The organism is Dactylosporangium sp. NPDC049140 (assembly GCF_040648435.1).
Window position 1 is genome coordinate 1 of record NZ_JBEZDS010000080.1, and the last position, 22944, is coordinate 22944.

Annotated in this window: 24 protein-coding genes; 6 read left to right on the forward strand and 18 right to left on the reverse strand. The window is 74.6% G+C overall.

The window, feature by feature from the left end; translation table 11 throughout:
* From AB0B76_RS55380 to AB0B76_RS55415, 8 genes are all read right to left on the reverse strand, one after another.
* Positions 1 to 503 (reverse strand): sugar ABC transporter permease (locus tag AB0B76_RS55380; RefSeq protein WP_360393404.1); only part of this gene is annotated, 503 nt, incomplete at its 3' end.
* The gene (locus tag AB0B76_RS55385) at positions 500 to 1213 is read right to left on the reverse strand and encodes a GntR family transcriptional regulator (protein WP_360393406.1); all 714 of its coding nucleotides are present in this window, start codon (positions 1211 to 1213) and stop codon (positions 500 to 502) included. The genes AB0B76_RS55385 and AB0B76_RS55380, both read right to left, overlap by 4 nt.
* An 87-nt stretch (positions 1214 to 1300) precedes the next feature.
* Positions 1301 to 2161 carry an ATP-binding cassette domain-containing protein gene (locus AB0B76_RS55390; protein WP_360393409.1) on the reverse strand — a complete coding sequence of 287 codons (861 nt, stop codon included), beginning with the start codon at positions 2159 to 2161 and terminating at the stop codon, positions 1301 to 1303.
* A gap of 17 nt (positions 2162 to 2178) precedes the next feature.
* Positions 2179 to 2985, reverse strand: coding sequence for a hypothetical protein (locus tag AB0B76_RS55395; RefSeq protein ID WP_360393411.1), 807 nt, complete (start codon positions 2983 to 2985; stop codon positions 2179 to 2181).
* The gene (locus AB0B76_RS55400; RefSeq protein WP_360393413.1) at positions 2982 to 3677 is read right to left on the reverse strand and encodes a hypothetical protein; all 696 of its coding nucleotides are present in this window, start codon (positions 3675 to 3677) and stop codon (positions 2982 to 2984) included. The genes AB0B76_RS55395 and AB0B76_RS55400 overlap by 4 nt, the downstream gene beginning before the upstream one ends.
* Before the next feature lie 65 nt (positions 3678 to 3742).
* The gene (locus AB0B76_RS55405; protein WP_360393416.1) at positions 3743 to 4621 is read right to left on the reverse strand and encodes a zf-HC2 domain-containing protein; all 879 of its coding nucleotides are present in this window, start codon (positions 4619 to 4621) and stop codon (positions 3743 to 3745) included.
* Positions 4618 to 5163, reverse strand: coding sequence for a sigma-70 family RNA polymerase sigma factor (locus AB0B76_RS55410; RefSeq protein ID WP_360393419.1), 546 nt, complete (start codon positions 5161 to 5163; stop codon positions 4618 to 4620). Before AB0B76_RS55410 ends, AB0B76_RS55405 begins: the two co-directional genes overlap by 4 nt.
* Positions 5164 to 5211: 48 nt before the next feature.
* Positions 5212 to 6393 (reverse strand): MFS transporter, encoded by a 1182-nt coding sequence (locus tag AB0B76_RS55415; RefSeq protein ID WP_360393422.1) that lies wholly within the window; start codon positions 6391 to 6393, stop codon positions 5212 to 5214.
* Positions 6394 to 6440: 47 nt separating this feature from the next.
* On the opposite strand from AB0B76_RS55415, the gene AB0B76_RS55420 reads away from it, so the two are divergent.
* Both AB0B76_RS55420 and AB0B76_RS55425 read left to right on the forward strand, forming a co-directional pair.
* A complete protein-coding gene (locus AB0B76_RS55420; RefSeq protein ID WP_360393425.1) occupies positions 6441 to 6851 on the forward strand; it encodes a helix-turn-helix domain-containing protein in 411 nt (136 codons plus the stop codon).
* Between the two features lie 118 nt (positions 6852 to 6969).
* The gene (locus tag AB0B76_RS55425; protein WP_360393428.1) at positions 6970 to 7068 is read left to right on the forward strand and encodes a TOBE domain-containing protein; all 99 of its coding nucleotides are present in this window, start codon (positions 6970 to 6972) and stop codon (positions 7066 to 7068) included.
* Positions 7069 to 7072: 4 nt separating this feature from the next.
* Here the strand turns inward: AB0B76_RS55425 and AB0B76_RS55430 are convergent, their stop codons facing one another.
* The 4 genes from AB0B76_RS55430 to AB0B76_RS55445 form a co-directional block, all read right to left on the reverse strand.
* Entirely contained in the window at positions 7073 to 8122 is a 1050-nt protein-coding gene (locus AB0B76_RS55430) for an ABC transporter ATP-binding protein (protein ID WP_360393472.1), read from the reverse strand.
* A gap of 20 nt (positions 8123 to 8142) precedes the next feature.
* The gene (locus tag AB0B76_RS55435; protein WP_360393475.1) at positions 8143 to 8904 is read right to left on the reverse strand and encodes an ABC transporter permease; all 762 of its coding nucleotides are present in this window, start codon (positions 8902 to 8904) and stop codon (positions 8143 to 8145) included.
* A gap of 77 nt (positions 8905 to 8981) precedes the next feature.
* Positions 8982 to 9803 (reverse strand): molybdate ABC transporter substrate-binding protein, encoded by an 822-nt coding sequence (gene modA, locus AB0B76_RS55440; protein WP_360393431.1) that lies wholly within the window; start codon positions 9801 to 9803, stop codon positions 8982 to 8984.
* Positions 9800 to 10219: a TOBE domain-containing protein gene (locus AB0B76_RS55445; RefSeq protein ID WP_360393434.1), complete on the reverse strand. Its 420-nt coding sequence runs from the start codon at positions 10217 to 10219 to the stop codon at positions 9800 to 9802. The genes modA and AB0B76_RS55445 overlap by 4 nt, the downstream gene beginning before the upstream one ends.
* 104 nt (positions 10220 to 10323) lie before the next feature.
* Between AB0B76_RS55445 and AB0B76_RS55450 the strand changes: the two genes are divergently transcribed.
* Positions 10324 to 11361 (forward strand): class I SAM-dependent methyltransferase, encoded by a 1038-nt coding sequence (locus AB0B76_RS55450; protein WP_360393436.1) that lies wholly within the window; start codon positions 10324 to 10326, stop codon positions 11359 to 11361.
* 24 nt (positions 11362 to 11385) lie between these two features.
* Here the strand turns inward: AB0B76_RS55450 and AB0B76_RS55455 are convergent, their stop codons facing one another.
* The 4 genes from AB0B76_RS55455 to pdhA form a co-directional block, all read right to left on the reverse strand.
* The gene (locus tag AB0B76_RS55455; RefSeq protein WP_360393440.1) at positions 11386 to 13797 is read right to left on the reverse strand and encodes an FAD-dependent oxidoreductase; all 2412 of its coding nucleotides are present in this window, start codon (positions 13795 to 13797) and stop codon (positions 11386 to 11388) included.
* 77 nt (positions 13798 to 13874) lie between these two features.
* A complete protein-coding gene (locus AB0B76_RS55460) occupies positions 13875 to 15119 on the reverse strand; it encodes a dihydrolipoamide acetyltransferase family protein (RefSeq protein ID WP_360393442.1) in 1245 nt (414 codons plus the stop codon).
* Entirely contained in the window at positions 15112 to 16107 is a 996-nt protein-coding gene (locus AB0B76_RS55465; RefSeq protein ID WP_360393478.1) for a transketolase C-terminal domain-containing protein, read from the reverse strand. The genes AB0B76_RS55460 and AB0B76_RS55465 overlap by 8 nt, the downstream gene beginning before the upstream one ends.
* Before the next feature lie 173 nt (positions 16108 to 16280).
* A complete protein-coding gene (gene pdhA / locus AB0B76_RS55470; protein WP_360393444.1) occupies positions 16281 to 17363 on the reverse strand; it encodes a pyruvate dehydrogenase (acetyl-transferring) E1 component subunit alpha in 1083 nt (360 codons plus the stop codon).
* 127 nt (positions 17364 to 17490) lie between these two features.
* Here pdhA and AB0B76_RS55475 point away from each other — a divergent pair, with 127 nt between their 5' ends.
* Together AB0B76_RS55475 and AB0B76_RS55480 are read left to right on the forward strand one after the other, a co-directional pair.
* Positions 17491 to 17949, forward strand: coding sequence for an Lrp/AsnC family transcriptional regulator (locus AB0B76_RS55475; protein ID WP_360393447.1), 459 nt, complete (start codon positions 17491 to 17493; stop codon positions 17947 to 17949).
* Complete coding sequence (locus AB0B76_RS55480) at positions 17946 to 18386, forward strand: TIGR03618 family F420-dependent PPOX class oxidoreductase (RefSeq protein WP_360393449.1); 441 nt, start codon at positions 17946 to 17948, stop codon at positions 18384 to 18386. Before AB0B76_RS55475 ends, AB0B76_RS55480 begins: the two co-directional genes overlap by 4 nt.
* A gap of 25 nt (positions 18387 to 18411) precedes the next feature.
* Here AB0B76_RS55480 and AB0B76_RS55485 read toward each other — a convergent pair whose 3' ends face one another.
* Complete coding sequence (locus AB0B76_RS55485; RefSeq protein ID WP_360393452.1) at positions 18412 to 19143, reverse strand: SDR family oxidoreductase; 732 nt, start codon at positions 19141 to 19143, stop codon at positions 18412 to 18414.
* Between the two features lie 91 nt (positions 19144 to 19234).
* Here AB0B76_RS55485 and AB0B76_RS55490 point away from each other — a divergent pair, with 91 nt between their 5' ends.
* On the forward strand, positions 19235 to 20101 hold the full coding sequence (locus AB0B76_RS55490; RefSeq protein WP_360393454.1) for a LysR substrate-binding domain-containing protein: 867 nt from the start codon (positions 19235 to 19237) through the stop codon (positions 20099 to 20101).
* A gap of 70 nt (positions 20102 to 20171) precedes the next feature.
* Here AB0B76_RS55490 and AB0B76_RS55495 read toward each other — a convergent pair whose 3' ends face one another.
* Entirely contained in the window at positions 20172 to 22814 is a 2643-nt protein-coding gene (locus AB0B76_RS55495; RefSeq protein WP_360393457.1) for a glycosyl hydrolase, read from the reverse strand.
* Positions 22815 to 22944 lie beyond the last annotated feature (130 nt).

Genomic DNA, 22944 nt, shown 5'->3' on the forward strand with positions numbered 1-22944 from the left:
CACGACTTGGCCACCACGATCGCCGCCATCGCCGTACCCGGCTGCCCCAACCACGACACCGGCTCATCCACCAGATGCAGCGTCGTGAGCAACCCGTTGAGCAGCCCATAGTTCGCGTTGAAAATCCACAGCCAGACGAACGAGACCACCACGCCCGGGATGACCCACGGCATCAGGAACAGGCCCCGCAGCACCGCGCGGCCGCGGATGCGCGAGTTCAGCGCCAGGGCCAGGGCGAAGCCGAGGACCACCGGCACCACCGTCGAGGCGACCGTGAACACCAGGGTGTTCTGCAGCACCGGCCAGAAGTTCTGCGCCAGCACGTCCCGGAAGTTCCCCAGGCCGACGAACGAACGGCCCGGGAGCACCAGGCTCTGCCGGAACAGGCTGGTGCTCAGCGCCCCGGCGAGCGGGTAGAGCACCACGGCGCCCAGCAGCGCGAGCGCCGGGAGGGTCAGCAGGAAGCCGAACGTACGGTCGGACAGGCCCTTGGGAGCGCTCACGGCTCCACCGCCCCGGTGCCGACGCTCGGGTGGTCGTCGTCGAGGTCGATGAGCTCCGGGTCGAGGTGCGCCCGCAACTCCACGCCGAGCTGCCACTCCACGTGGTCACGCGCGGCGCGCTCGGCGTCGTCCGGGTCGCGGCGGCGCAGCGCGTCGAGGATCGCCGCGTGCTCGGTCATGACCTGGCCCCAGGCCGGGTCGACGCGCACGCCGATGCGGTAGTGCTGCACGCGCAGCAGCGCGAGGTCGGTCATCTCGCGCAGCGTCGCGTACCGGGTGGCGGTGGCGATCCCGGTGTGGAACCGCCGGTTGAGCTCCGACATCGGGCCGAGCCGCCCCCGCTCGAACTGGAAGCGCATCTGCTCGTGCATCTCCTGCAACTCGGCCAGCTCGGCGTCGGCGATCGTGGTCGCGGCGACCCGGGCGGCCAGGCCCTCCATCGCGCCACGGGCCAGGTAGACCCCGCGCATCTCGCGCAGGGACAGCGGCGCGACGTGGGCGCCGGCGTGCGGGTTGGGCTGCACGACGAGGCCCTGGCCGGTGAGCCGCTGGACCGCCTCGCGCAGCGGGATCTTGCTGATGCCGAGCGAGCGCGACAGGGCGTCGATGTTGATGCGGGCGCCCGGGCGCAGCTCGCCGGAGAGGATGGCCTGGCGGAGGCGGTCGTAGACGACATCGGCCTTCGTCTGGAACCCCTCGAGTCGATCCACGCCATCTCCCCAGGTCAGGCGATCGTCGTATACTATCGATCGCATGCGAGGCAGTGTTGCACCCGCATCCGGGGCGGCGCAAGAGGCTCAGCGGGCGGTCACCGCCAGGTAGCCGTCCTCGAGGCCCGGCTCCACCGGCAGGGCCTGCGGGCTCGGGGCGGCGGGGGCGACGATGCGGTACCGGACGCCGCCCTCCTGCGGGATCGCGGACACGATGGTGCCGTCGGCGGGCGGCGGGCCGTCGGTGACGAGCGACCACACGCGGCCCTCGGCGCGCCGGGTCAGGTCGCCGACCGTGCCGCGGAAGATGAGCCGCCCCTTGGCCAGCACCGCGACCTCCCGGCAGGTCTGCGCGATGTCGTCGACGATGTGCGTGCTCAGCAGCACCGTGCGCCGGCCCGCGAACTGCGACAGCAGCGTGCGGAACCGGATCCGCTCCTCCGGGTCGAGGCCCGCGGTCGGCTCGTCGACGATGAGCAGCCGCGGGTCGGCGAGCAGCGCCTGGGCGATGCCGACCCGCTGGCGCATGCCGCCGGAGAAGCCGCGCAGCCGCCGGTCGGCGTGCTCGGTCAGCGCCACGACCTCCAGCAGCTCGCCGACCCGCCGGCGCCGGGCCGCACGGTCGTCGAGGCCCTTGAGCAGCGCCACGTAGTCCAGGAACTGGCGGGCCGTCAGGTCCGGGTACACGCCGAGGTCCTGCGGCAGGTAGCCGAGCTCGCGCTGCACCGCGGTGCGCCCCGCCCCGTCGCCGAGGTCGTGCCCGCCCACGGTCACGCGGCCGGACGACGGGCGCACGATGCCGGCGAGGATGCGCATGAGCGTGGTCTTGCCGGCGCCGTTGGCCCCGAGCAGCCCGAACATGCCGGTCGGCACGACGAGGTCGAGGCCGTCGAGGGCGGCCACCCCACCGTGGTACGTCTTGGTCAGCCGTTCTATCTCGATACGCATGCAAGGTCCCTCGGTGGTCAGCGGATTCGGCGTTCGCGCAGTGCATGGCCGCCGGCCAGGGCCGCGGCGGCGAGGACGAGCAGCACGGCGATGGACAGCCCCGCCGTCGCCGGGTCCGGGTCAGGGCGCAGGAAGTTCAGCGCCGCGCCGGGCACGGGGCCGGCCAGGTCCTGCTCGCCGTCGATGCCGTGGAAGGCGAGCAGGGCCTCGAGGGCGTACCCGCCGAGCGGGTGCACGAGCGTCCCCGAGAGCGTGGGCATCAGCTCGGGCGCGGCCAGGTTGCCCCAGAGCCAGTAGCCGGTGAACAGCACGCGGAACAGCGGCGCGGGCATGACCAGCGGCACCACCAGCGCGAAGGCGGCCACGAACAGCAGCCCGGGGACGAACACGACGCCGATCGCGGCCAGGGCCCACGCGAGCGCGACCGGGCCGCCGACGCCCACGGCGTAGGCGGTGGCGAAACCGAGGTACACCACGAGGATCGGGATCGCCGTCGCGGCGGCGGCGCCGAGGTACTTGCCCACGAGCCGCGCCCCGGGCGCGGCCGGGGTGGCGTCGAGGATGGGCGCCACCCGCAGCCGGTCGTCGCGCACGAACCGGTCGGCGAGCAGGCAGCCGAACCCGATCGACAGCAGCGCGTGGAGCTGCAGGGCCAGCCCGACCACGGCGGTGCGCGCCAGCGGCGGGCGCTCGTTGGGGTCGAACAGGTCGCGCAGCAGGCTGCCGCCGATGAGCAGGAACAGCACGACAGAGAGCGCGGGCACGATCCACACGGAGCGCTTGGCGAGCTGCATCCGGAACTCGTACCGCAGGCTGGGCATCATGCGTCCTCCCCGTGGACGAGTCGCTCGGCCCGCCCGAGCAGGAGCACGGCGAGCGCGACGAGCCCGGCCCCGGCGCCGAGCAGGACGAGCCGGTTCGCGGCCCAGTCGCCGGGCACCGCGCCGCGGGTCGTCGCGAACAGGTACAGCAGCCGCCCCGGCCGTGTTTCCTGCGCGGCGGCGCCGAAGAACTGCTGCACCGCCCACACCGTGCTGACGAGGGCCCCGGCCGCGCCCGGGCTGCGCAGCACCGCGCCCGCCGCGAACCCGAGGCCGCTCAGCCCGGCCGTCGGCGCCACCCAGGTCAGCTGCCCGACGAGCGCACCGTGGTTGGCCGGCCAGCGCGCCCACCAGCCGGTCACGATCAGCGCGACGGCCATGGCCCCGGCGACGGCGGCGGTCCAGGCGAGCGTGACGGCCATGCGCCGCAGCAACGTGACCCGGTACGCGGTGGGCGCCGTCAGCTGCAGCTCCACCGCCGCGTCCCGGCCGACGAGCGAGGCACAGGCGACCCCGGCCGCGAGCGGGACCGCCATCTCGAGGGCGCCGAGCAGGACGCGTGCGGTGTTGGCGTCGCCCGGGAGCGGGTTCGCGAGCGCGGCGGCCACGCCGAGCGCGACGGCGACGGGCGGCCCGAGCGCGGCGGTCCAGCCGGCCCGGCGCGCCTCGTACCGCCAGAGAGTCAGTGGTCTCACACCGGATGGGTAGCGCCTCACGGGTCTATGGGTTCACCGCCGGGCGAGCCGGATCGATCGGCGCCTCACGGCTCGCCGGCGAACGAGCCGGCCCGCCCCGCGACGACCATCGCGGCCACCGCGATCGCGGCGCTCGCCGTGAGCACGGGCGCGTTCGTCGACCAGACCGCCACGACGAGCCGGGCCGGCCACGCGTCGCGGGCCAGGGCGCCGCCCGCGAGCATGCCGCCCGCCAGCACCCGGATCACCCACACGCCCACGGCGGCGCCGAGCGCGATGTCGGGCCCGAACCACACGGCGACGAGCAGCCCGAGCGCGGACAGCAGCGCCATCGGCCCGAGCCAGGCCCCCACGAGCGCGTCGAGGCCGGCCGTTCCGGTCGCGCCGGCGGCGCTCAGCGCGGCCGAGGCGCCGAGCGCGAGGACGAGGTCGTAGCCGAACACCAGCGCGATACGCACGAGCAGCAGCATCCGGCCGGACGTGGGGGTGGCCGCGACGAGCTCGGCGGCCGGGTCGCGGCGGGAGCGGTAGGTGCCGGCCACCCCCGCCGCGGCGACGATCGGCGCGACGAGCGACAGCACGAGCTCGGCGCCGCCCTGGGCCAGGACGATCGCCACCCCGAGCGCCAGTACCAGCGCCGAGGCGATGGGCACGGCGAGGCGGATCAGCCGCGCCTCGGCGAGTACCAGGCCGGCGGGGAGGCGTCCGGTGCGCCGTTCGGGCGGCCGGTCGAGGGCGCTGCGGGTGAGCACCGTGCGCACCAGCCGGGCCGCGTCCGGGACCGGGACCTCCGCGTCCGGGGCCGGTCGCAACGAGTCCGCGATCGCCCGCCAGGAGGCGAGCTCGGCCCGGCAGCGGGGGCAGCCCGCCAGGTGGGCGCCGACGCGCTCGCGGTCCTCCGGGCGCAGCGACCCGGCGGCGTACGCGGGCAGCCAGTCCTTCATTCGGGCACCTCCTGGGCGATCAGCGCCGCGGCGATGGCGGCCCGCGCGTGGTACAGCCGGCTCTTCACCGTCCCGACCGGGATCCCGAGCACGTCCGCGACGTCGGCGAGCGGGAGCCCGGCCACGAACACGAGCGCGATGACGTCCCGGTGGTGCTCCGGCAGCCGGTCGACGGCCGCGGCCGCGGGCGTGCCGCCGGCCGCCGCGATCGCCAGCTCCTCCGGCCCGGCGCTCTGGTCCGCCCGCTCGGGCAGGTCCCCGCCGACGGGCTCAGGGCCGGGCCGCCCGCGCAGCCGGTTGTGCGCCTGGCGGCGGGCGACCCCGAACAGCCACGTGCTCACCTTCGCGCGGCCCTCGAAGGCGCCGGCCGACCGCCAGACCGCGAGCATCGTGTCCTGCAGGATCTCCTCGGCGGTCATCCGGTCCCCGGCGAGGCGGAGCAGATAGCCGTACAGCGGCCCGGCATGCCGTTCGTAGAGCCGGGCGAGCGCGGCCGCGTCGCCGGCCGCCACCAGCCGCAGCAGCTCCTCGTCGCCGCCCACCCGCCCACCTCCCTCTGCTGCTTGGTAGCGCCCACGACCGTGAACGGTTCACCGCCGTGCCGGCCATTCTCGACCGGTGGGGGCCGGCAGCAGTATCACCGCCAGGCCCGCCGTGGCGAGCACGACCGCGCTCAGCAGCGGCAGCGCCACGACCAGGCCGGTGAGCGCCGCGATCGCCGGCCCCAGCAGCGCGCCGGCCACCGCGGCCACGCAGTCGCTGGTGTAGAAGGCGGCCGCGGCCCGGCCCCGCACCGCGTCCTCGCTGCCCGTCTGCACCCGATAGCCGGTGACGACCTTCGCCACGGCGCCGGGCACACCGGCGGCGGTCACGGCGGCGAGCGCCACCGGGAGCGCGGTCGTGGTGAACATGACGAGGAAGCACCCGCCGACGGCGGCGTAGGCCGCGACCAGAATGGTGCGGGTCGCGAACCGCTCGATGAGCACCCCGCTGAGCGCGGAGCCGGCCAGGTAGCCGAGGCCCAGACCGGCGACGAGGTAGCCCAGCGCGCGGTCCGGGCCGTGCAGCCGGGTCGCGATGAACGGCACCAGCAGGGCGGTGAGCGCGGCGTTCGCCGTCCAGTAGAGCCAGCTCGTGACCAGCAGGCCGCGCAGCAGCGGCACGCGCAGGACGAGGGACGGCCCGGCGGCGGCGCGGGCCGGCCGGGGCGTGCGCGGGATGGCGACGGTACCGATGACGGCCGCGGCGGCGAGGTAGGTCGCGGCGTCGATCAGCACGACCGTGCGGAACCGGCCCGCCTCGACCAGGAGGGTGCCGGCCAGCGGCCCGAGCATCCGCAGGGTGCTGGCGGTGGCGGCCGAGAGCGCGTTCGCCGCGGGCAGGTCGGCCGGGTCCACGACCGTGGGCGTCACCGCGGCGAGCGCGGGTCCCAGGAAGCAGACGGCGACGTTCTCCAGGGCCAGGCCCAGGTACACGAAGCCGAGGCGGCCGGGCGTGGTCCCCAGGGCCATCAGGGCCACCGCGGCGGCGCCGGCGAGGTTGGCCACCACGAGGACCGTCCGGCGGGACCGGCGGTCGACGACGGCGCCGGCCCAGGGTCCGACCAGCACCGCCGGGGCCGCCTGCACGGCCAGCGCCAGGCCGGTCGACATCGCCGAGCCGGTGAGGGCGAAGACGTGCAGCGGTACGGCCATCACGAGCAGCCACGAGCCGAGCGAGTCGACGGCCGAGGCGGCCCACAGGCGCCGGAACTGCCGGTTGCCGAGGAGCACGACCCGGACACTATTCCCATGGAAACATTCGTGGCAATATGTGTTCTGTGGAGATAGAGGATCTGGGCGGCCGGCTGCGCACCCGGCGCACGGCGGCGGGGCGCACGATCGCGTCCGTGGCCGCCGAGGCCGGGCTGTCGGTGCCGTACATCGCCAACCTGGAGAACGGGCGGGGCAACCCGACACTGTCCACTGTGAACAGTCTCGCGGCCGCCCTGGGGCTGCGCCTCGTCGTGGACCTGGTCGAGGGCGACGACGAGGCGCCCGAGCCGGCGCTGCCCGAGTCCCTGGTGCAGTTCGCGCGCTCGCCCCGCTTCCGGAGGGAGGCCGAGCGCCTGCCGCCCCCGGATCGGCTGCTGCGCGCGATGGCCGGCATGGCCGCGCTGACGGACCGGGAGCCGTCGGAGCTCGACTGGCATCGCCTCCTCGACGCGGCCGTGCTCATCGGGCGCCACTGACCCGACCGGCCGTTCGTGCCGCCGGGGCGCCGCCGATTGCCTACGGTGGGGAGGGGCGCCGCGTCCCGGCGTCCGGGACGGCGACGGAGGTGGGCAAGCTTCCGGGGCGGCGACCGCGGTGATCACGCGGAACGCGGCGGAGGACCTCGGGCTCGCCGCCGGCGCCCGGGTGGTGGTGCTGGTGAAGTCGACCGAGGTCAGCGTGGCGCTGCCGTAGCGGATCAGGCCGGGTAGGCGTGGGTCTCGATCGCCTTGACCGCGGCCCACACCTGCTCCCCCGGGGCCAGGTGCAGGTGCGCGGCGGCGGCCGGGGTGACGTCGGCGGCCGCGGCGATCGGCCCGTCCAGCTGGACGCGCAGGTTGTCGCCGTGCCGCTGGATGCCGGTGATGGTGGCCGGCCACGTGTTGCGGGGACTGCCGTCGGGCCGGCTCGGGTGCAGGGCGACGGCGGCGGGGCGGAACACGACGAACGCGTCGCCGTCGACCCGGTCGTCGCAGGTGAGGGCGAACCCGTCGGCGAGCCGGACGGTGTGGCCGTCGGCGCGGCCGCGGTACAGGTTGAGCCCGACGAGCCGGGCGACGTAGTCGGTGCGCGGCCGGGCGGTGACGGTGGCGGCGTCGCCCTCCTGCACGACGTGGCCGTCCTCCACGATGACGAGCCGGTCGGCCAGGACGAGCGCATCGAGCGGGTCGTGGGTCACCAGCAGCGTGGCGCCCGGGTGGGCGGCCAGGTGCCGGTGCAGCTCGGCGCGGGTGTCCAGGCGGGTGCGGGCGTCGAGCGCGGCGAGGGGTTCGTCGAGCAGCAGCAGGGTCGGGTCCACGGCGAGGGCCCGGGCCAGCGCGACCCGCTGGGCCTGGCCGCCGGAGAGCTGCCGGGGTCGGCGGCGGCCGTAGTCGCCGAGCCCGACCCGGGCCAGCCACGCCTCGGCGGTGGCGTGGGCGGTGCGCCGGTCGGCGCCGCGCCGGCGGGGGCCGAACGCGACGTTGTCCGCGGCGGTCAGGTGCGGAAAGAGCAGGTAGTCCTGGAACACCACGCCGATCGGGCGGCGCTCCGGCGGCGTCCACACCCGGCGCGCGGGCCGGTCCAGGTCGGCGCCGGCGAGGGTGAGGTGGCCGCCGGTGAGCGGTTGCAGGCCGGCGAGGGCACGCAGGGCGGTGGTCTTGCCGGCCCCGTTCGGGCCGAGCAGCGCGACGACCTCCCCGGCCTCGATGGTCAGCGCGATGTCGAGGCGGAACGTGCCCCGGTCGACGACCAGGTGCGCGTCGAGCATCGCCGGGTCCGGGCCGCCTGTCACGTGCTGCCGATCCAGCGGTCGCGCAGCCCGGCGAGGATGGCCACGGAGACGGTGAGCAGGATGAGGCTGAGCACGATGGCGGCGTCCAGGTCGCCGCTCTCGAGGGTCTGGTACACGGCGAGGGGCATGGTCTGGGTGATACCGGGATAGTTCCCGGCGAAGGTGATCGTGGCGCCGAACTCGCCGAGCGCGCGGGCCCAGCACAGGATCGCCCCGGCGGCGACGCCCGGCGCGACCAGCGGCAGGGTCACGTGGGTGAACGTGGTCCAGCGCCCGGCGCCGAGCGTGGCGGCGGCCTCCTCGTAGCGGCGGTCGGCCCCGCGCAGTGCCCCCTCGACGGCGATGATGAGGAACGGCATCGCCACGAACGCCTCGGCCACGACGACGCCGGTGGTGGTGAACGGCAGCGTGAACCCGAACGTCGTGTCGAGCCACTCGCCGAGCAGGCCCCGGCGGCCGAACACGAGCAGGAGCGCCACCCCGCCGACGACCGGCGGGAGCACCAGCGGGACGGTGACGAACGCCCGGACCAGCCGCCGGCCCGGGAACTCGACCCGGGCGAGCAGCCACGCCAGCGGTACGCCCAGCAGGAGGCACAGCACCGTGGCGAGGGTCGCGCACTGCAGCGACAGCCGCAGCGCGGTCAGCAGCCCAGGGGTGGCGAGCCGCTGGGGCAGCGTGCTCCACGGCGCCCGGATGAGCAGCCCGGCCAGCGGCAGGACCAGGAACGCCAGGCCGAGCGTGGCGGGCAGCAACAGGCCGAGCGGCGCCTGCCGGCCCGGGGTACCCCGGCGGGGCGGCGCGGTGTCGCGGTGTCCCGCCTCGTCGTCCGTGGTCACGGGGCCTGGAAGCCGGCCTCGGTCAGGACCGTCTTGCCCTTGTCCGACAGCACGTACGCGATGAACGCCTTCGCCCCGGCCGCGTTCTTGGCCGCCTTGAGCGCGACGATCGGGTACTCGTTGATCGCCCCCGCCGACTCCGGGAACTCGATGCCCTCGACGCCCGCGGTGGCGACCTTGGCGTCGGTGCGGTACACGAGCGCGGCGTCGACCTCGCCGAGCTTCACCTTCGACAGGGCCGCCTTGACGTCCTGCTCGAGCGTGACCGGGGTCAGCTTCACGCCGGCGGCGTCGAGCGCCTTCTTCGCCGCCGCGCCGCACGGGACCGCCTCGGCGCACAGCGCCACCTTGACCCCGGGCTTGGTCAGGTCGGCCAGGCCCTTGACCGCCTTCGGGTTGCCCTTCGCCACGGCGATCACGAGCTGGTTCTTCACGAACGTCGTCGGGGTGCCGTCGCCGTTGCCGGCGTCGGTGACGGTCTTCATGTTGGTCGGCGCCGCGGAGGCGAACACGTCCGCCGGCGCGCCCTGGTTGATCTGGGTGGCGAGGGTCGAGCTGCCGCCGAAGCTGAACTTCACCGTCGCGCCCGGGTTCGCGGCCTCGAAGTCCTTGCCGAGCTTGGTGAACGTCTCGGTCAGCGACGCCGCCGCGAACACGTTCACGGTGCCGGTCACGCTCGGCGCGGCGGCACTCGTTGCGCCCGTGGTCCCGGTCCCGGCGGCGGGGGTGTCGGTCTTGTCGCTGCCGCAGCCGGTCACGGTCAGCAGCGCCGCCGCCGCGACTGCGGTCAGCGTGGTGCGTGCGCGATGCAGTCTCACGTGGTCCTCCCTCTATGTGCCCCGGCCGGGGTGGACCGCTCCACCACCACCGTGGTCGACTTGATCACTGCCACCGCGACCGACCCGACCTGCAGATCGAGCTCGTCGACGGCCTCGCGGCTCATCAGCGACACCAGCCGGAACGGCCCGGCCTGGATGTCGACCTGGGCCATGACCGTGTCCTTCACCACCGCGGTGACGATTCCCCGCAGCCGGTTGCGCGCCGACGTCTCGGACCGCCCGTCGGGCTCCACGCCCTGGGTGCGGACGAAACCGGCGAGCTCGACGCCGTCGATCGTGCGGTGGCCGTGCTCGTCGCGGCCCGCCTGGAGCCGGCCGGCGTCGACCCACCGCCGCACGGTGTCCACGCTCACCCCGAGCAGTTCGGCCGCCTCGCCGATCCGAAAGACCGTCACGGCCATCACCGTACCGCGCCGCACTTGCGGCCTCCTACCCACCGATCAGGCCGCATCCTCGGCGTGGTGTAGCGGTACGGGCGCCGCATCTGCATCATGGGTACATGGCCGCCGGACCGGTACGCGACGCAGCAGAGCATGATCGGCGGTGGGCCACGGTGCTCGACCATCTCGCCGCCGCGCTGCCCGAACGGGCCGCGCGGGTCGTGGTCGACGGCACCGACAGCGCCGCCGCGCTGCTGGCCGACCGGCTCGCGGAACGGCTGCACGCCGCCGACCGGCACTGCGTCCGGCTCACCGCGGCCGCGGGCGTCGCCGAGGACGACGGATGGGCGGTCCGCTCCGCCGGCCGCGTGGTCATCGCCGACGGGGGCCGCTGGCGCGACCGGCTCCCGTCGGACTCCTGGGACCTGACCGTCTGGGTCCGCACGCCGCCCGCCGCCGCGTCCGGCGAATACCGCGGCGAGGACGCCGATGCCGTCGTCGACCTGCACGACCGCGCCTGGCCGGTGATCCGCCACCTCGACCCGCGGCTCGTCCCCGGCGACGTGTGGTACCGCACCGAGTCCCAGGCGTTCTTCGCCGCCCGCGCCGCCACCTGGGACACGAGGTTCGGCGACGACGGACCCGCCTACGCGGCCGCGGTCGCCGAGGCCGGCCTGCGACCCGGCGGCGCCGTGCTCGACCTCGGCTGCGGCACCGGCCGCGCCCTGCCCGCCCTCCGCGACGCGGTCGGCGCGCACGGCACCGTCCTCGGCGCCGACCTCACCCCGCAGATGCTCGACGCCGCCCGCGACCGCGCCCGCACCTGCGCCGCGACCCTCCTGCTCGCCGACGCCCGCCGGCTGCCGTTCGCCGACGCCGGCCTCGACGCGATCTTCGCCGCCGGCCTCATCACCCACCTGCCCGATCCCGCCGCCGGGCTCGCCGAGCTCGCCCGGGTGACCCGGGCCGGTGGACGGCTCGTGCTCTTCCACCCCTCCGGCCGGGCCGCGCTCGCCGCCCGCCACGGCCGCACCCTGCGCCCCGACGAGCCGCTCGCCGAGCCGGTGCTGCGCGCCGTCACCGGCCGCACCGGCTGGCAGCTCGTCAGCTACGACGACCCGCCGCACCGCTTCCACGCCGTCGCCGTCCGCCGGTGACCGGCGGGCGGGGCCGGGGCCGCGCTAAACCTTGATCCGCTCTCCCGCCGGGTCGAAGGGCGGGCGCCGGTGTACCGTCGCGGGCACGAGCCGGCCGCCGACGTTGATCTCGAAGGCCCCGCCCTCCCAGGCCGTGACGTACGCCAGGGCCACGCACGCGCCAAGCGTCTCGCCCCAGGCCGCCGAGGTGACCTGGCCGACCGGGCGCCCGTCGCGCCGGACCAGCTCGCCACCCCACATCATGACGTCCGGGTCGCCGGCGACGAGGGAGACCAGGCGGCGGGCCGGGCCCTCGGCCTTGGCCCGCTCGACGGCGGCGCGGCCCAGGAACGGGGTGTCCGAGCGCAGCTTGCAGGCGAACAGCAGCCCCGCCTCGACCGGGTTCGTGTCCGGGTTCAGGTCGGGGCCCCAGGCGCGGTACCCCTTCTCCAGGCGCAGCGAGTTGATCGTGTAGTAGCCGGCCGGCGCGATGCCGGTCTCCAGCAGCCGCTCGTAGACGCCGGCGGCGAACTCGGCCGGGACGTACAGCTCCCAGCCCAGCTCGCCGACGTAGGTGATGCGGGTCGCGCGCACGGTGGCGTGGCCGAGGTCGATCTCCCGGCTGGTCGCGAACGGGAACGCGGCGTCGGACAGGTCGGCCCGCGTCAGCGACTGGAGCAGCGCGCGCGACCGCGGCCCCATCACCCCGTAGACGGCGTAGGCGGAGGTGACGTCGGTGACGGTGACGTGCCGCTCGCCCGTGTGCCGGCGGATCCAGTCGCGGTCGCGCTCCACCGAGCCGGAGCTGGTCACCAGCAGGTACTCGTCACGCGCCAGCCGGGTGACGGTCACGTCGGACTCGTAGCCGCCGCGGGCGTTGAGCAGGCCGGTGTACACCGCACGGCCGGTCGGCACCGCGACGTCGGCGGTGCACAGCCACTGCAGCAGCTCCTCGGCGTCGCGGCCGGCGATGAGCAGCTTGCCGAAGGACGTCTGGTCGAACAGCGCCGCCGCCTCCCGGGTCGCGCGCTGCTCGGCGGCCGACCACGCGAGCCAGTTCGGTTTGCCCCAGGTGTACTCCAGCGAAGGCGTCACCCCCGCGGGCGCGAACACGTTCACCCGCTCCCAGCCCATCTTCGAGCCGAAGGCGGCGCCCCCGGCCGCCTGCAGGTGGTGGGCCGGGGAGCGCCGGAACGGCCGGGCGGACGTCAGCTCGCGGTTGGGCCACGGCACCTCGTAGTGCAGCCCGAGCACCTCGGCGACCCGGTCGTGCAGCCACTGGTTGTTGCCGTGGAACGGCGCGAACCGGCGGATGTCCACACTGGACAGGTCGCTGGTCGGCTCGCCGGCCACGATCCACTCCGCGAGGGCCCGCCCGGCGCCGCCGGCCGAGGCGATGCCGACCGAGTTGAAGCCCGCGCCGACGAAGAAGTTCCGCACCTCCGGCGCCTCGCCGAGGATGAACTGGTTGTCCGGGGTGAAGCTCTCCGGGCCGTTGTAGAACTTCTTGATGCCGGTCTCCCGCAGCGCCGGAATCCGCAGCTGCGCGTTGTCCATGAGGATGCCGAAGTGGTCCCAGTCCTCGGGCAGGAGCTGGAACTCGAAGGGGTACGGCAGCCGGTCGGGCGCGACCCACGGCTTGGCCTCGGGCTCGAACCCGCCGACCACGAGCCCGCCGACCTCCTCCTTGAAATAGGTGTACCCGTCCGGGTCGCGCAGGATCGGCAGCATCCGGTGCACGCCGGCGATCGCGTCGGTGACCACGTAGAAGTGCTCGGCCGAGTGCAGCGGCACGTTGACCCCGGCGAGCGCGCCGACCGCCTTGGCCCACTGCCCGGCGCAGTTGACGACGACCTCGGCCTCGATGTCGCCCGCGTCGGTGCGCACCCCGGCGACGGCGCCGTCGCGCACGTCGACGCCGAGCACGCGCACGCCCTGCACGATCCGCGCGCCGCGGTCGCGGGCGCCCTTCGCGAGGGAGTTCGTGACGTCGGTGGGGTTGGCGGTACCGTCGCCCGGCAGCCAGATCGCCCCGACGAGGTCCTCGGTGGCCAGGATCGGGTACAGCTCCCGCGCCCGCGCGGGGCCGATGAGCTCGCACTCGAGGTCGTAGGCGGCGGCGGACGCGGCGGTGCGCTCGAGCTGGACCATCCGGTCGGGGGTGCGGGCGACGGTGACGCCGCCGCACCGCTTGAAGCCGGTGCCGAGCCCGGTCTCGGCCTCCAGCTCGCTGTACAGCTGCGCGGAGTACTGCACGAGCCGGGTGCCGCTCTCGGTCGCGCGCAGCTGCCCGACGAGGCCGGCCGCGTGCCAGGTGGTGCCGCTGGACAGCCGCCCCTGCTCGACGAGGACCAGGTCGGTCCAGCCGAGCCGGGCCAGGTGGTAGGCGACGCTGGCCCCGATGACGCCACCGCCGATGACGACGACGCGAGCCCGGTCCGGCAGGGCGCTGCTCATGCCCGCGACGCTAGCAGCGCCGACGCCACCGCAAAAGGATCTACAGGTCGCGCTCAGCCCCGCGGGCCACGAACGCTCTACAGGTCGCCGAGCGCCGTCAGCGGGGACTCGACGCAGTCGGCGACGTAACGCAGGAAGCCGCCCGCCGCGCCGCCGTCGCAGGCCCGGTGGTCGAACGCGAGGGTGAGCTGGCTGACCTTGCGCACGGTGAGCTCGCCGCCGACCACCCACGGCCGGTCGATGATCCGGCCGATGCCGAGGATCGCGACCTCCGGGTGGTTGATGATCGCGGCGGAGCCGTCGACGCCGAAGACGCCGTAGTTGTTGACGGTGAACGTGCCGCCGGTCAGCGCGGCCGGCGCGAGGGTGCCGGCCCGGGCGGCCGCGGTGCGCTCGGCGATGGCGGCCGACAGGGCGCGGGTCGGCATCCGGTGGGCGTCGCGGACGACGGGAACGACCAGGCCGCGGTCCGTCTGCGCGGCAAATCCCAGGTGTACGTGCTGCGGTATGACGATCTCGTCCCGCTCGACGCGGGCGTTGAGCTCGGGGTGGCGGGCCAGGCCCAGCAGCGCGAACCGGGACAGCAGTGCGAGCAGGCTGACCGGCCGCTGCGGCGCGGCGGCGTTGAGCGCGGCGCGGGCCGCGAGGAACTCGGTGGCGTCGACGTCGACCCACACGGTGGCCTCGGGGATCTCGCGGCGCGACCGGCTGAGCTTCTCGGCCACGGCGCCGCGCACGCCCTTGAGCGGGATGCGGGTCTCCCCCGGCTCGGCCGGTACAAGCGCCTTCTCGACGTCTACAAGGGCCTTCTCGACGTCGGCGCGCCGGATCAGCCCCTCGGGGCCGGTGCCGACGACGGTCCGCAGGTCGAGCCCGCCCTCGCGCGCGATCCGCCGGACCAGGGGCGAGATGACCCGCACGGGACCGCCGCCGTGCGGCACAGGCCCGCCGCCGTGCGGCACAGGCCCGCCGCCGTGCGGCACGGTCTGGGCCCGGCGGGGGCCGCGGCGGCTGCGGCGGGTCTCGGTCGTGGTGCCGTAGCCGATGAGCACGTTGCCGCTGACGACGCCCGGCTCCTGGAGGCCCTCGACCGGCTCGACCGTGATCAGCGGCGCGCCGACCCGGACCACGGTGCCCGGCGGGGCGTGCAGAGCGGTGACGGTACCGGCGAAGGGAACCGGCACCTCGACCGCCGCCTTGGCCGTCTCGACCTCGACGACGGGCTGGTCGACGCGCACGGTATCGCCGACGCGGACCATCCAGGTGAGCACCTCGGCCTCGGTGAGGCCCTCGCCGAGATCGGGCAGGAGAAAGTCAGGCATGGTCGTCCCACTGCAGCTTGGCGACGGCGTCGAGGATGCGGTCGGGGTTGGGCAGGTGGTGCTGCTCGAGGTGCGGCGGCGGATAGGGGATGTCCAGCCCCGTCACGCGCAGGATCGGCGCCTGCAGGTAGTGGAAGCACTGCTCCTGCAGGCGGGCGACGACCTCGGCGCCGTACCCGCCGAACCGCGCGGCCTCGTGCACGACCACGACGCGGCCGGTGCGGCGCACGGAGGCGGTGACGGTGGCGTCGTCGAACGGCGAGAGGCTGCGCAGGTCGATGACCTCGAGGTCCCAGCCCTCCGCGACGGCCGCGTCGGCCGCCTCGAGCGCGGTGGCGACCATGCCGCCGTAGGCGACGACGGTCACGTCCCGGCCCGGGCGCCGCACGAGGGCGCGGTCGATCGCCGGCCCGTCGACGGTGAGCGGCTCGGTCTCCTTGGACCAGTACCGCCGCTTCGGCTCCAGGAAGATGACCGGGTCGGGGCAGGCGATCGCCTGGCGCAGCAGCCGGTACGCGTCCGACGGCGTGCCGGGCGTGACGACCCGCAGGCCCGGGGTGTGCGTGTAGTACGCCTCGGACGAGTCGCAGTGGTGCTCGACGCCGCCGATCCCGCCGCCGTACGGCACCCGCACGACGATCGGCAGGCCCACCTTGCCGCGGGTCCGGTTGCGCAGCTTCGCCAGGTGACTGGTGATCTGCTCGAAGGCCGGGTACGCGAACGCGTCGAACTGCATCTCGACGACGGGCACCAGGCCGTTCATCGCCATGCCGATCGCGGTGCCGACGATCCCGGACTCGGCCAGCGGGGTGTCGAAGACCCGGCCGTCGCCGAACTTGGCCGCGAGCCCGTCGGTGACGCGGAACACGCCGCCGAGGGGGCCCACGTCCTCGCCGAACACGAGCACCCGGGGGTCGTCGGCGAGCGCGTCGGCCAGGGCGGCGTTGAGCGCCCCGGCCAGGCTGACCGTGGTCGGCCGCTCCACCATGTTCGTCATGCGGCCTCCGCTTCGCTCCGGCCGCACGACCTCCGAGCTGAGCCCATGATGCCCGGCCCCTCCGCTTCGCTCCGGACCGGTCATGCGCCCTCCGCTTCGCTCCGGCCGCACGACCTCCGAGCTGAGCCCATGATGCCCGGCCCCTCCGCTTCGCTCCGGACCGGTCATGCCCGTGCCTCCTCGTCGAGTTCGGCCATGAGCTCGGCCCGCTGCGCGAGCAGCGCCGGGGTCGGGGTCGCGTACACGTGCTCGAACAGCTCCGCGGGGTCGACCACGGCGTCGGCGTTCATCGCCTCGCGGACGTCCGCCGCGAACCGCTCGGCCTGCTCGGCGAACCCGGCCTCGGTGGCGTCGTCGAGGAGGCCGGCGTCGTGCAGGTACACCCGCAGGCGCTTGATCGGATCGCGCTCGAGCCACGCCCGGACCTCGTCGGAGTCGCGGTAGCGGCTGGCGTCGTCGGCGTTCGTGTGCGCCTCGATGCGGTAGGTGAGCGCCTCGATGAGCGTCGGGCCCTCCCCCGCGGCGGCGTGCTCGATCGCCTCGCGTACCACCGCGTGGACCGCGGCCGCGTCGTTGCCGTCGACGAGCCGGGAGCGCATGCCGTACCCGACGCCCTTGTGCGCCAGCGTCGGCGCGGCGGTCTGCTTGGACAGCGGCACGCTGATCGCGTAGCCGTTGTTCTGCACCAGGAACACCACCGGCGCCTTCCACACCGCGGCGAAGTTCAGCGCCTCGTGCGTGTCGCCCTCGCTGGTGGCCCCGTCGCCGAGCAGCACCAGGGCGACCTGGTCCTCGCCCTTGAGCCGCGCCGCGTGCCCGAGGCCGACGGCGTGCAGGGTGTTGGTGGCCAGCGGGGTGCACTGCGGGGCGACGCGGTACGCGTACGGGTCGTAGCCGCAGTGCCAGTCGCCGCGCAGCAGGGAGAGCACCTCGACCGGCGGGACGGCGCGGGAGACGATCGCCACGGAGTCGCGGTACGTCGGGAAGAGCCAGTCCTGCTCGCGCAGCGCGAGCACGGCGCCGATCTGGCACGCCTCCTGGCCGTGCGAGGACGGGTACACCGCGAGGCGGCCCTGCTTGGTGAGCGCCGTCGCCTGGGCGTCGAAGCGGCGGCCGACCGTCATCCGGCGGTACAGCTCCAGCAGTGTCTCGTTCTCTGGCAGGCTCGCGCCGGCGCGGCGGTGGCCGTCGGCGTCGATCAGGCCGAGCGGGGTGTCGCTCGGCAGCAGCGCCTCGATGGTGGTCACGGGGTTTCCTTCCACCAGGTGGGATGTCCAGCATCATCGGCCCCTCTGCGGCCATTGGTCCAGCGCAGGACTACATTTGGAGACGAATGGACCTGCTTTTGCTCGGATGCGCCGCTTGGGGAGACGGATGGCTCAGCTGGATGAGGTGGACCGGCGCATCGTCGAGGCGCTGCGGGCCGACGGCCGGGCGTCGATGCGCACCCTGGCCGAGGCCCTGCACATCTCGCGGGCCAACGTCTACGCGCGCGTGCAGCGCCTCGAGCACGACGGCGTGATCACCGGCTACACGGCGACCATCGATCCGCAGCGGTACGGCCTGGGCGTCGCCGCCTACGTGTACGTCAACATCAGCCAGCACTCGTGGAAGGCGGTCCAGGCGCGCATCCTCGCGATGCCGGAGGTCGACCACGCCGCGCTCGTGTCGGGCTCGCACGACCTGGTGCTGCTCGTGCGCACCCGCGACACGACCTCGCTGCGCGAGCTGGTGCTGACCCGCCTGCAGGGCATGCCCGAGATCACCTCGACCGAGACGGTGCTCATCTTCGACGAGCTGCCGACCACACCGCGCGTAAGTTCTCTGCCATGACAACGCTGGATGAGTTTGCCGCGCTGGCCGCGCGGGAGCACGGCCTCGTGGTGGTCTCGACGGTCCGCGCGGACGGCACGGTCCAGGCCTCGGTGGTGAACGCGGGCGCCCTGGCCCACCCGCTCACCGGCGCGCCCGCGCTCGCCTTCGTCACCTACGGGAAGGTGAAGCTGGGCAACCTGCGCGCCCGGCCCCGCGTGACGGTGACGGCCCGGGCGGGCTGGGAGTGGGCGACGCTGGAGGGCACCGCGACCCTGATCGGCCCGGACGACCCGGCGGACGGCGTCGACGCCGATCGCCTGCGACTGCTGCTGCGCGAGGTCTTCAAGGCGGCGGGCGGCGACCACGAGGACTGGGACGAGTACGACCGGGTGATGGCCGAGCAGCACCGCACGGCCGTGCTCATCGACCCGGCCCGCGTCTACAGCAACGGCTGAGCGGGGCCGGGCCGGCCGCCGAGGCTCAGGCGCGCAGGCCCGCGCCGCCCGCGACGACGAGGTTCTCGCCGGTGATGTAGGCGGCGCCCGGCGAGGCGAGGAACGCGACCGCCTCGGCGATCTCCTCGCTCGAGCCGAGCCGGCCCAGCGGGGTCTGCGCGGCGAGCGCCGCGCGGGCCTCGGGCGGGACGCCGAGTTTCGACCAGATCCCCGTCTCGATCGCGCCCGGGCTGACGGCGTTCACGCGGATGCGGCGCGGGGCGAGCTCGAGGGCCAGCGACGGCACCAAAGCCAGCAGCGCGCCCCGGCTCGCCGCCGCCGCCGAGCCGGCGCCGACACCGCGGGTCGCGCCGATGCCCACGGTGAAGATGACGCTCGCGCCGTCGTTGAGCAGCGGCAGGACCTTCTGCAGCGTGAAGAACTGGCCCTTGAAGTTCACCGCGACCAGGTCGTCGAAGGTGGCCTCGTCGTATTCGGCGATCGGCCGCCCGCGCACGATGCCGGCGTTGAGGAACAGCACGTCCAGTGCGCCGAAGGCGTCGCGGACCGCGGACGCCACCCGGTCGGCGTCGGCGAGCGAGCGGGCGTCGGCCCGCAGCACGAGCGCGTCGGCGGGCAGCTCCCGCCGGGCCGCGGCGACGGACTCGGGGGTGCTGCCGGTGACGGCGACCCGGTGGCCGGTGCGGTGCAGCAGGGCCGCGGTGGACAGGCCGATGCCGCTGGTACCGCCGGTGATCAGTGCGGTGCGTGTGCTCATGCGGCCACGCTAGGTTCGCGGCGGGCCTGGCGTCCAAGACCGGATGCTCATCGCGTGATGCCGCCCGGGCATCGGGGGTACCGTGCATCCGGTGGACGTCGACCTGCGGCTGGTCCGCTCCTTCACCGTCGTCGCGGAGCACGGCAACTTCCACCGCGCCGCGGCCGCGCTGCACACCGCCCAGCCGGCGCTGAGCCGGCAGATTCAGCGCCTCGAGCGCGAGCTCGGGGTGCGACTGTTCGCGCGCACGAGCCGCGGCAGCCGGCTGACCACTGCCGGGGAGGCCTACCTGCCCGAGGCCCGGGCGCTGCTGCACGACGCCGAGCGGGCGGCGCACCGGGCCCGGGCCGCCGCCGAGCCCGGGGCGCTGCGCCTCGGGTACACCGGCAACCTGGCCGTCACCGCGGCGGTCCGGGAGCTGCGCCGCCGGCACCCGCGCGCGTCGGTGCACGCGCGGCACCTCGGCCAGACCGACGTGCACCCGGCGCTGCTCGACCGCCGGGTCGACGCGGTGGTGGCCCGCCTGCCGTTCCGGACCGCGCGGCTGGCGGTCACGGTGCTCGGCGAGCAGCAGCGCGTGCTCGTCGTGCCGGCGGGGCACCGCCTGGCCGGGCGGGCGTCGGTCACGCTCGACGATTTCGCGCACGAGCCGCTGGTACGCCACCCGGACCCCGAACTCGACGCGTTCTGGCGCCTCGACCCGCGCCCCGGCGGCGCCTCGGCCCCCGACGGCCCGACGGCGGCGACGGTCGAGGACAAGCTCGAGCTGGTCGCCGCGGGCGATGCACTCACGCTCGCCCCGCCCGGCGGCCCGAACGGCGGCCTGCGCCCCGACCTGACCTTCGTCCCGGTGCACGGCATCGCCCCGTGCACCGTCGTGCTCGCCACCCGCGCCGGCTACGCCGACCCGATCCTCGACGACCTGCGCGGTCTCCTGGCCGGTGCGCACCGCCGCTGAGGCCCGCCGGGGTGCCCGAGCGCGAACCGGGCCGGGGCGCTGTGCCCCGGCCCGGTCCCGACGTTCCGGCTCAGCCGAACAGCAGCAGTTGCCAGAGGTCGAACGACTGCACACCGCGCCCGTGGGTCGCCGCGTAGAGCCGCAGCCCGGACAGGCCCGTGCGCAGCTCCATCGTGGTGGTCGTCGGCAGGTTGCGGCCGAGGACCTTCCAGTCCGTCCGGCCCGGCGCGCGGTACAGCACGCCGAGGTCGGTGCCGACGACCAGGCCGCCGCCCCACAGGACCTTCAGCGCGTTGGCCGGGATGTCGGGCAGGTTGGCCGAGATGTCGGTCCAGTGGGCGCCCGCGTCGCGGGACTCGAAGACGTGCCCGACGCCGGCGCCGGGACCCTCGGTCCACTTGCGGGAGTAGCCGTTCATGGCCACGAACACGTGGTTGGGGTCGGCCGGGTCGACGTCGAAGCCCGAGACGTACCGGTTGGGGATGACCCCGTCGACCGGCAGCGTGAGCTGGTGCCAGCCGGTGCCGTCGGCCTTGCCGACCGCGATGCCGCGGGTGAAGCCCACGTTGTTGCAGGGGCCGCACCAGCCGACGTAGACCATGCCGCCGGAGATGGAGACACCGGTGGCGACGTGGCCCGCGCCGAGGTCGAACACGTTTACCCAGTCCGCGCCGGACTGGATGGCGAAGCCCTTGTGCTGGATCCACACGTGCGTGCCGCCGGCGACCCAGTTGTTGACGTTCTTCGGGTCGGCGGCGATCGGGGCGATGAACCGGGCGCCGGCCGAGCCGAGGGCGTTGTCGGGCGGGGCGATGTTGCGGCTGGAGACCTTGCTCGGGTCGGTCGTCCACGAGCCGTCGTTGACCGCGCAGTTGTTCGTCACGGACAGGGCCAGGTACACGTACTCGGCCGCGATGTTGCACCCGTTGTCCGGGTCGACGATGGTGTCGCCGCCGTCGCCGCCGAAGTTGGAGCCCATCACCTTGTCGCCGGGGCGCAGGATCGACTCGCCGTTGTCCTGCAGGCCGCCGCTGATCGCGACCCCCGCGTTGTGCCCCTGCCGGTCGGCGCCGACGCCGACCGAGTAGTACTGCAGCACGTCCATGCTGCCGTCGTTGAGCGACACCCAGTCGGTGGCGTGCCCGGACGCGTCCGCCTTGCCGTTCACCGGCCGGCGGTAGATGCCGCCGTCGTCGCCGACCGCGAGGTACGACCGGCCGCCGTTGCTGCCGATCGCGGCCGCGTGCTGGTCGGGGTGCACGGTCTGGTGGCAGTCGCCGGTCTGCTTCGACGGGTCGATGCTCCAGCACGGGAACGAGAAGTTCCAGTACGGCCCGGGCGTCGTCCACGTCGCCCCGCCGTCCTTGGACTCGAAGACCTCCTCCAGCCCGATGAACAGGTGCCGCGGGTCCTTCGGGTCGACCTGGACGAACTGGTTGTACCAGGCCTGAATGCCCGGCATGTACCCCGGCGCGGTGTTCGCCGAGCCGGAGCGGGCCAGCTGCTGGTAGTCCGCGATCCGGGTCCACGGGCCGAACGGCGAGCCGTTGTTCGACACGAACACGCCGTACAGGTTGCTGTCGCCGTTGGTGGCCAGCATCTCCGGGGACTGCTCGATCGCGTAGTACTTCGAGCCGTCGGCGGAGCGGCCGAAGGTCACCGCGCCGACGTTGTCCGGGTCGCTGGCGATGTCGCCGGGCAGCGTGATCTTCTGCCAGGTGCCGGCGGTCTTCGCGTAGAAGCCGTTGTAGTCGTCGCCGCTGCGCCAGCCGATGGCGAGCACCACCTTCGACGGGTCGCGCGGGTCGATCGCGACGTCGTTGGCGATGTTCTTGTAGGCCGCGTCGTCATCGCCGGCGTCGGCGCCGCCGGGCAGGAAGGTCGGGTTGGGCGCGAACTCGAGGTGCCACGGCCCGCTGAGGTTGGTGGTGGAGTGCGTCCACACGCCGCGGCTGGTGGCCGCCCACACGGTGTCGCCGCCGAAGCGCAGGGCCCGGATCGTGGTGTTCTCCAGCTCCGTACCGCCGACGCGGTCGGAGGTGCGGAACTCGCCGTGGCGCGGGTCGGCGAGCACGTACACACCGGTGCCCACGAAGCTCGTCGCGCTCGTGTTGGCCTCGCCGGTGGCGAACCACAGCCGGCCGCGGCCGTCGAGGCGCAGGTCGCCGGTGGCCGGGGCGGGCAGCTTGTCGGAGATCGGCTGCCACCGGCCGCCGCCGGTCGCGGAGCGCCAGACGCCGCCGTTGGCCGAGCCGGCGTACACGTAGCCCCGGTCGTCGGCGGCCATGCCCACGACGCGGCCGGTGACGTTGCCCGCGCCGCCGGACGAGTTCGAGTTGATGTCGCGGTACCGCGGGTCGTCGGAGTTGTACGGCAGCCCGGTCTCGTCGGTCCAGCGCCCGCCGGTGCGCGGCAGGGACTGCAGCTGGGCCCAGGCGGCGGAGTACGCCCCCGGCGCCACGATCCCGGGCGCGCTGCGGGCCTCGTTCCACTGGTCGGCCTGCTCCATGATGTCGCTGGAGCCCTCTTCGTCGTCGTCGCCCGGCGCAAGGCTGTTGACCGTGCCGGCCCGGTGTGCGGTCGCGGCGCGGTCGGACGCGTGGGACGGGCGCGGGGGGCTCGGCGCGGCGCTTGCGGGCGCTCCGCCGAGCGTGAGCGCGAGCACCGAGAGGCTTGCGGTGATGAGCAGACGTCGATGCCGAAGCTGCGGCAAGGCCGGCTCCCTCCAGAACCGAGGCGCCGGCCGGGCATGGCCGGCGCATTCACACCTGATCGGTTCATTGATCGGCTTTCACATCAAGTGAAGCCGATCAACAAACGCATTCCGGAGGGTGAAGAAGAGG

What these genes read in the sequence shown, in the direction of transcription:
- AB0B76_RS55480 (WP_360393449.1), top strand. Translation starts at nt 17,946, where the DNA reads ATGACAACGCTGGATGAGTTTGCCGCGCTGGCCGCGCGGGAGCACGGC.
- AB0B76_RS55485 (WP_360393452.1), bottom strand. Translation starts at nt 19,143, where the DNA reads ATGAGCACACGCACCGCACTGATCACCGGCGGTACCAGCGGCATCGGC.
- AB0B76_RS55455 (WP_360393440.1), bottom strand. Translation starts at nt 13,797, where the DNA reads ATGAGCAGCGCCCTGCCGGACCGGGCTCGCGTCGTCGTCATCGGCGGT.
- AB0B76_RS55430 (WP_360393472.1), bottom strand. Translation starts at nt 8,122, where the DNA reads ATGCTCGACGCGCACCTGGTCGTCGACCGGGGCACGTTCCGCCTCGAC.
- AB0B76_RS55405 (WP_360393416.1), bottom strand. Translation starts at nt 4,621, where the DNA reads ATGAAGGACTGGCTGCCCGCGTACGCCGCCGGGTCGCTGCGCCCGGAG.
- AB0B76_RS55395 (WP_360393411.1), bottom strand. Translation starts at nt 2,985, where the DNA reads ATGATGCCCAGCCTGCGGTACGAGTTCCGGATGCAGCTCGCCAAGCGC.
- AB0B76_RS55460 (WP_360393442.1), bottom strand. Translation starts at nt 15,119, where the DNA reads ATGCCTGACTTTCTCCTGCCCGATCTCGGCGAGGGCCTCACCGAGGCC.
- AB0B76_RS55465 (WP_360393478.1), bottom strand. Translation starts at nt 16,107, where the DNA reads ATGGTGGAGCGGCCGACCACGGTCAGCCTGGCCGGGGCGCTCAACGCC.
- AB0B76_RS55475 (WP_360393447.1), top strand. Translation starts at nt 17,491, where the DNA reads ATGGCTCAGCTGGATGAGGTGGACCGGCGCATCGTCGAGGCGCTGCGG.
- AB0B76_RS55390 (WP_360393409.1), bottom strand. Translation starts at nt 2,161, where the DNA reads ATGCGTATCGAGATAGAACGGCTGACCAAGACGTACCACGGTGGGGTG.
- AB0B76_RS55450 (WP_360393436.1), top strand. Translation starts at nt 10,324, where the DNA reads ATGGCCGCCGGACCGGTACGCGACGCAGCAGAGCATGATCGGCGGTGG.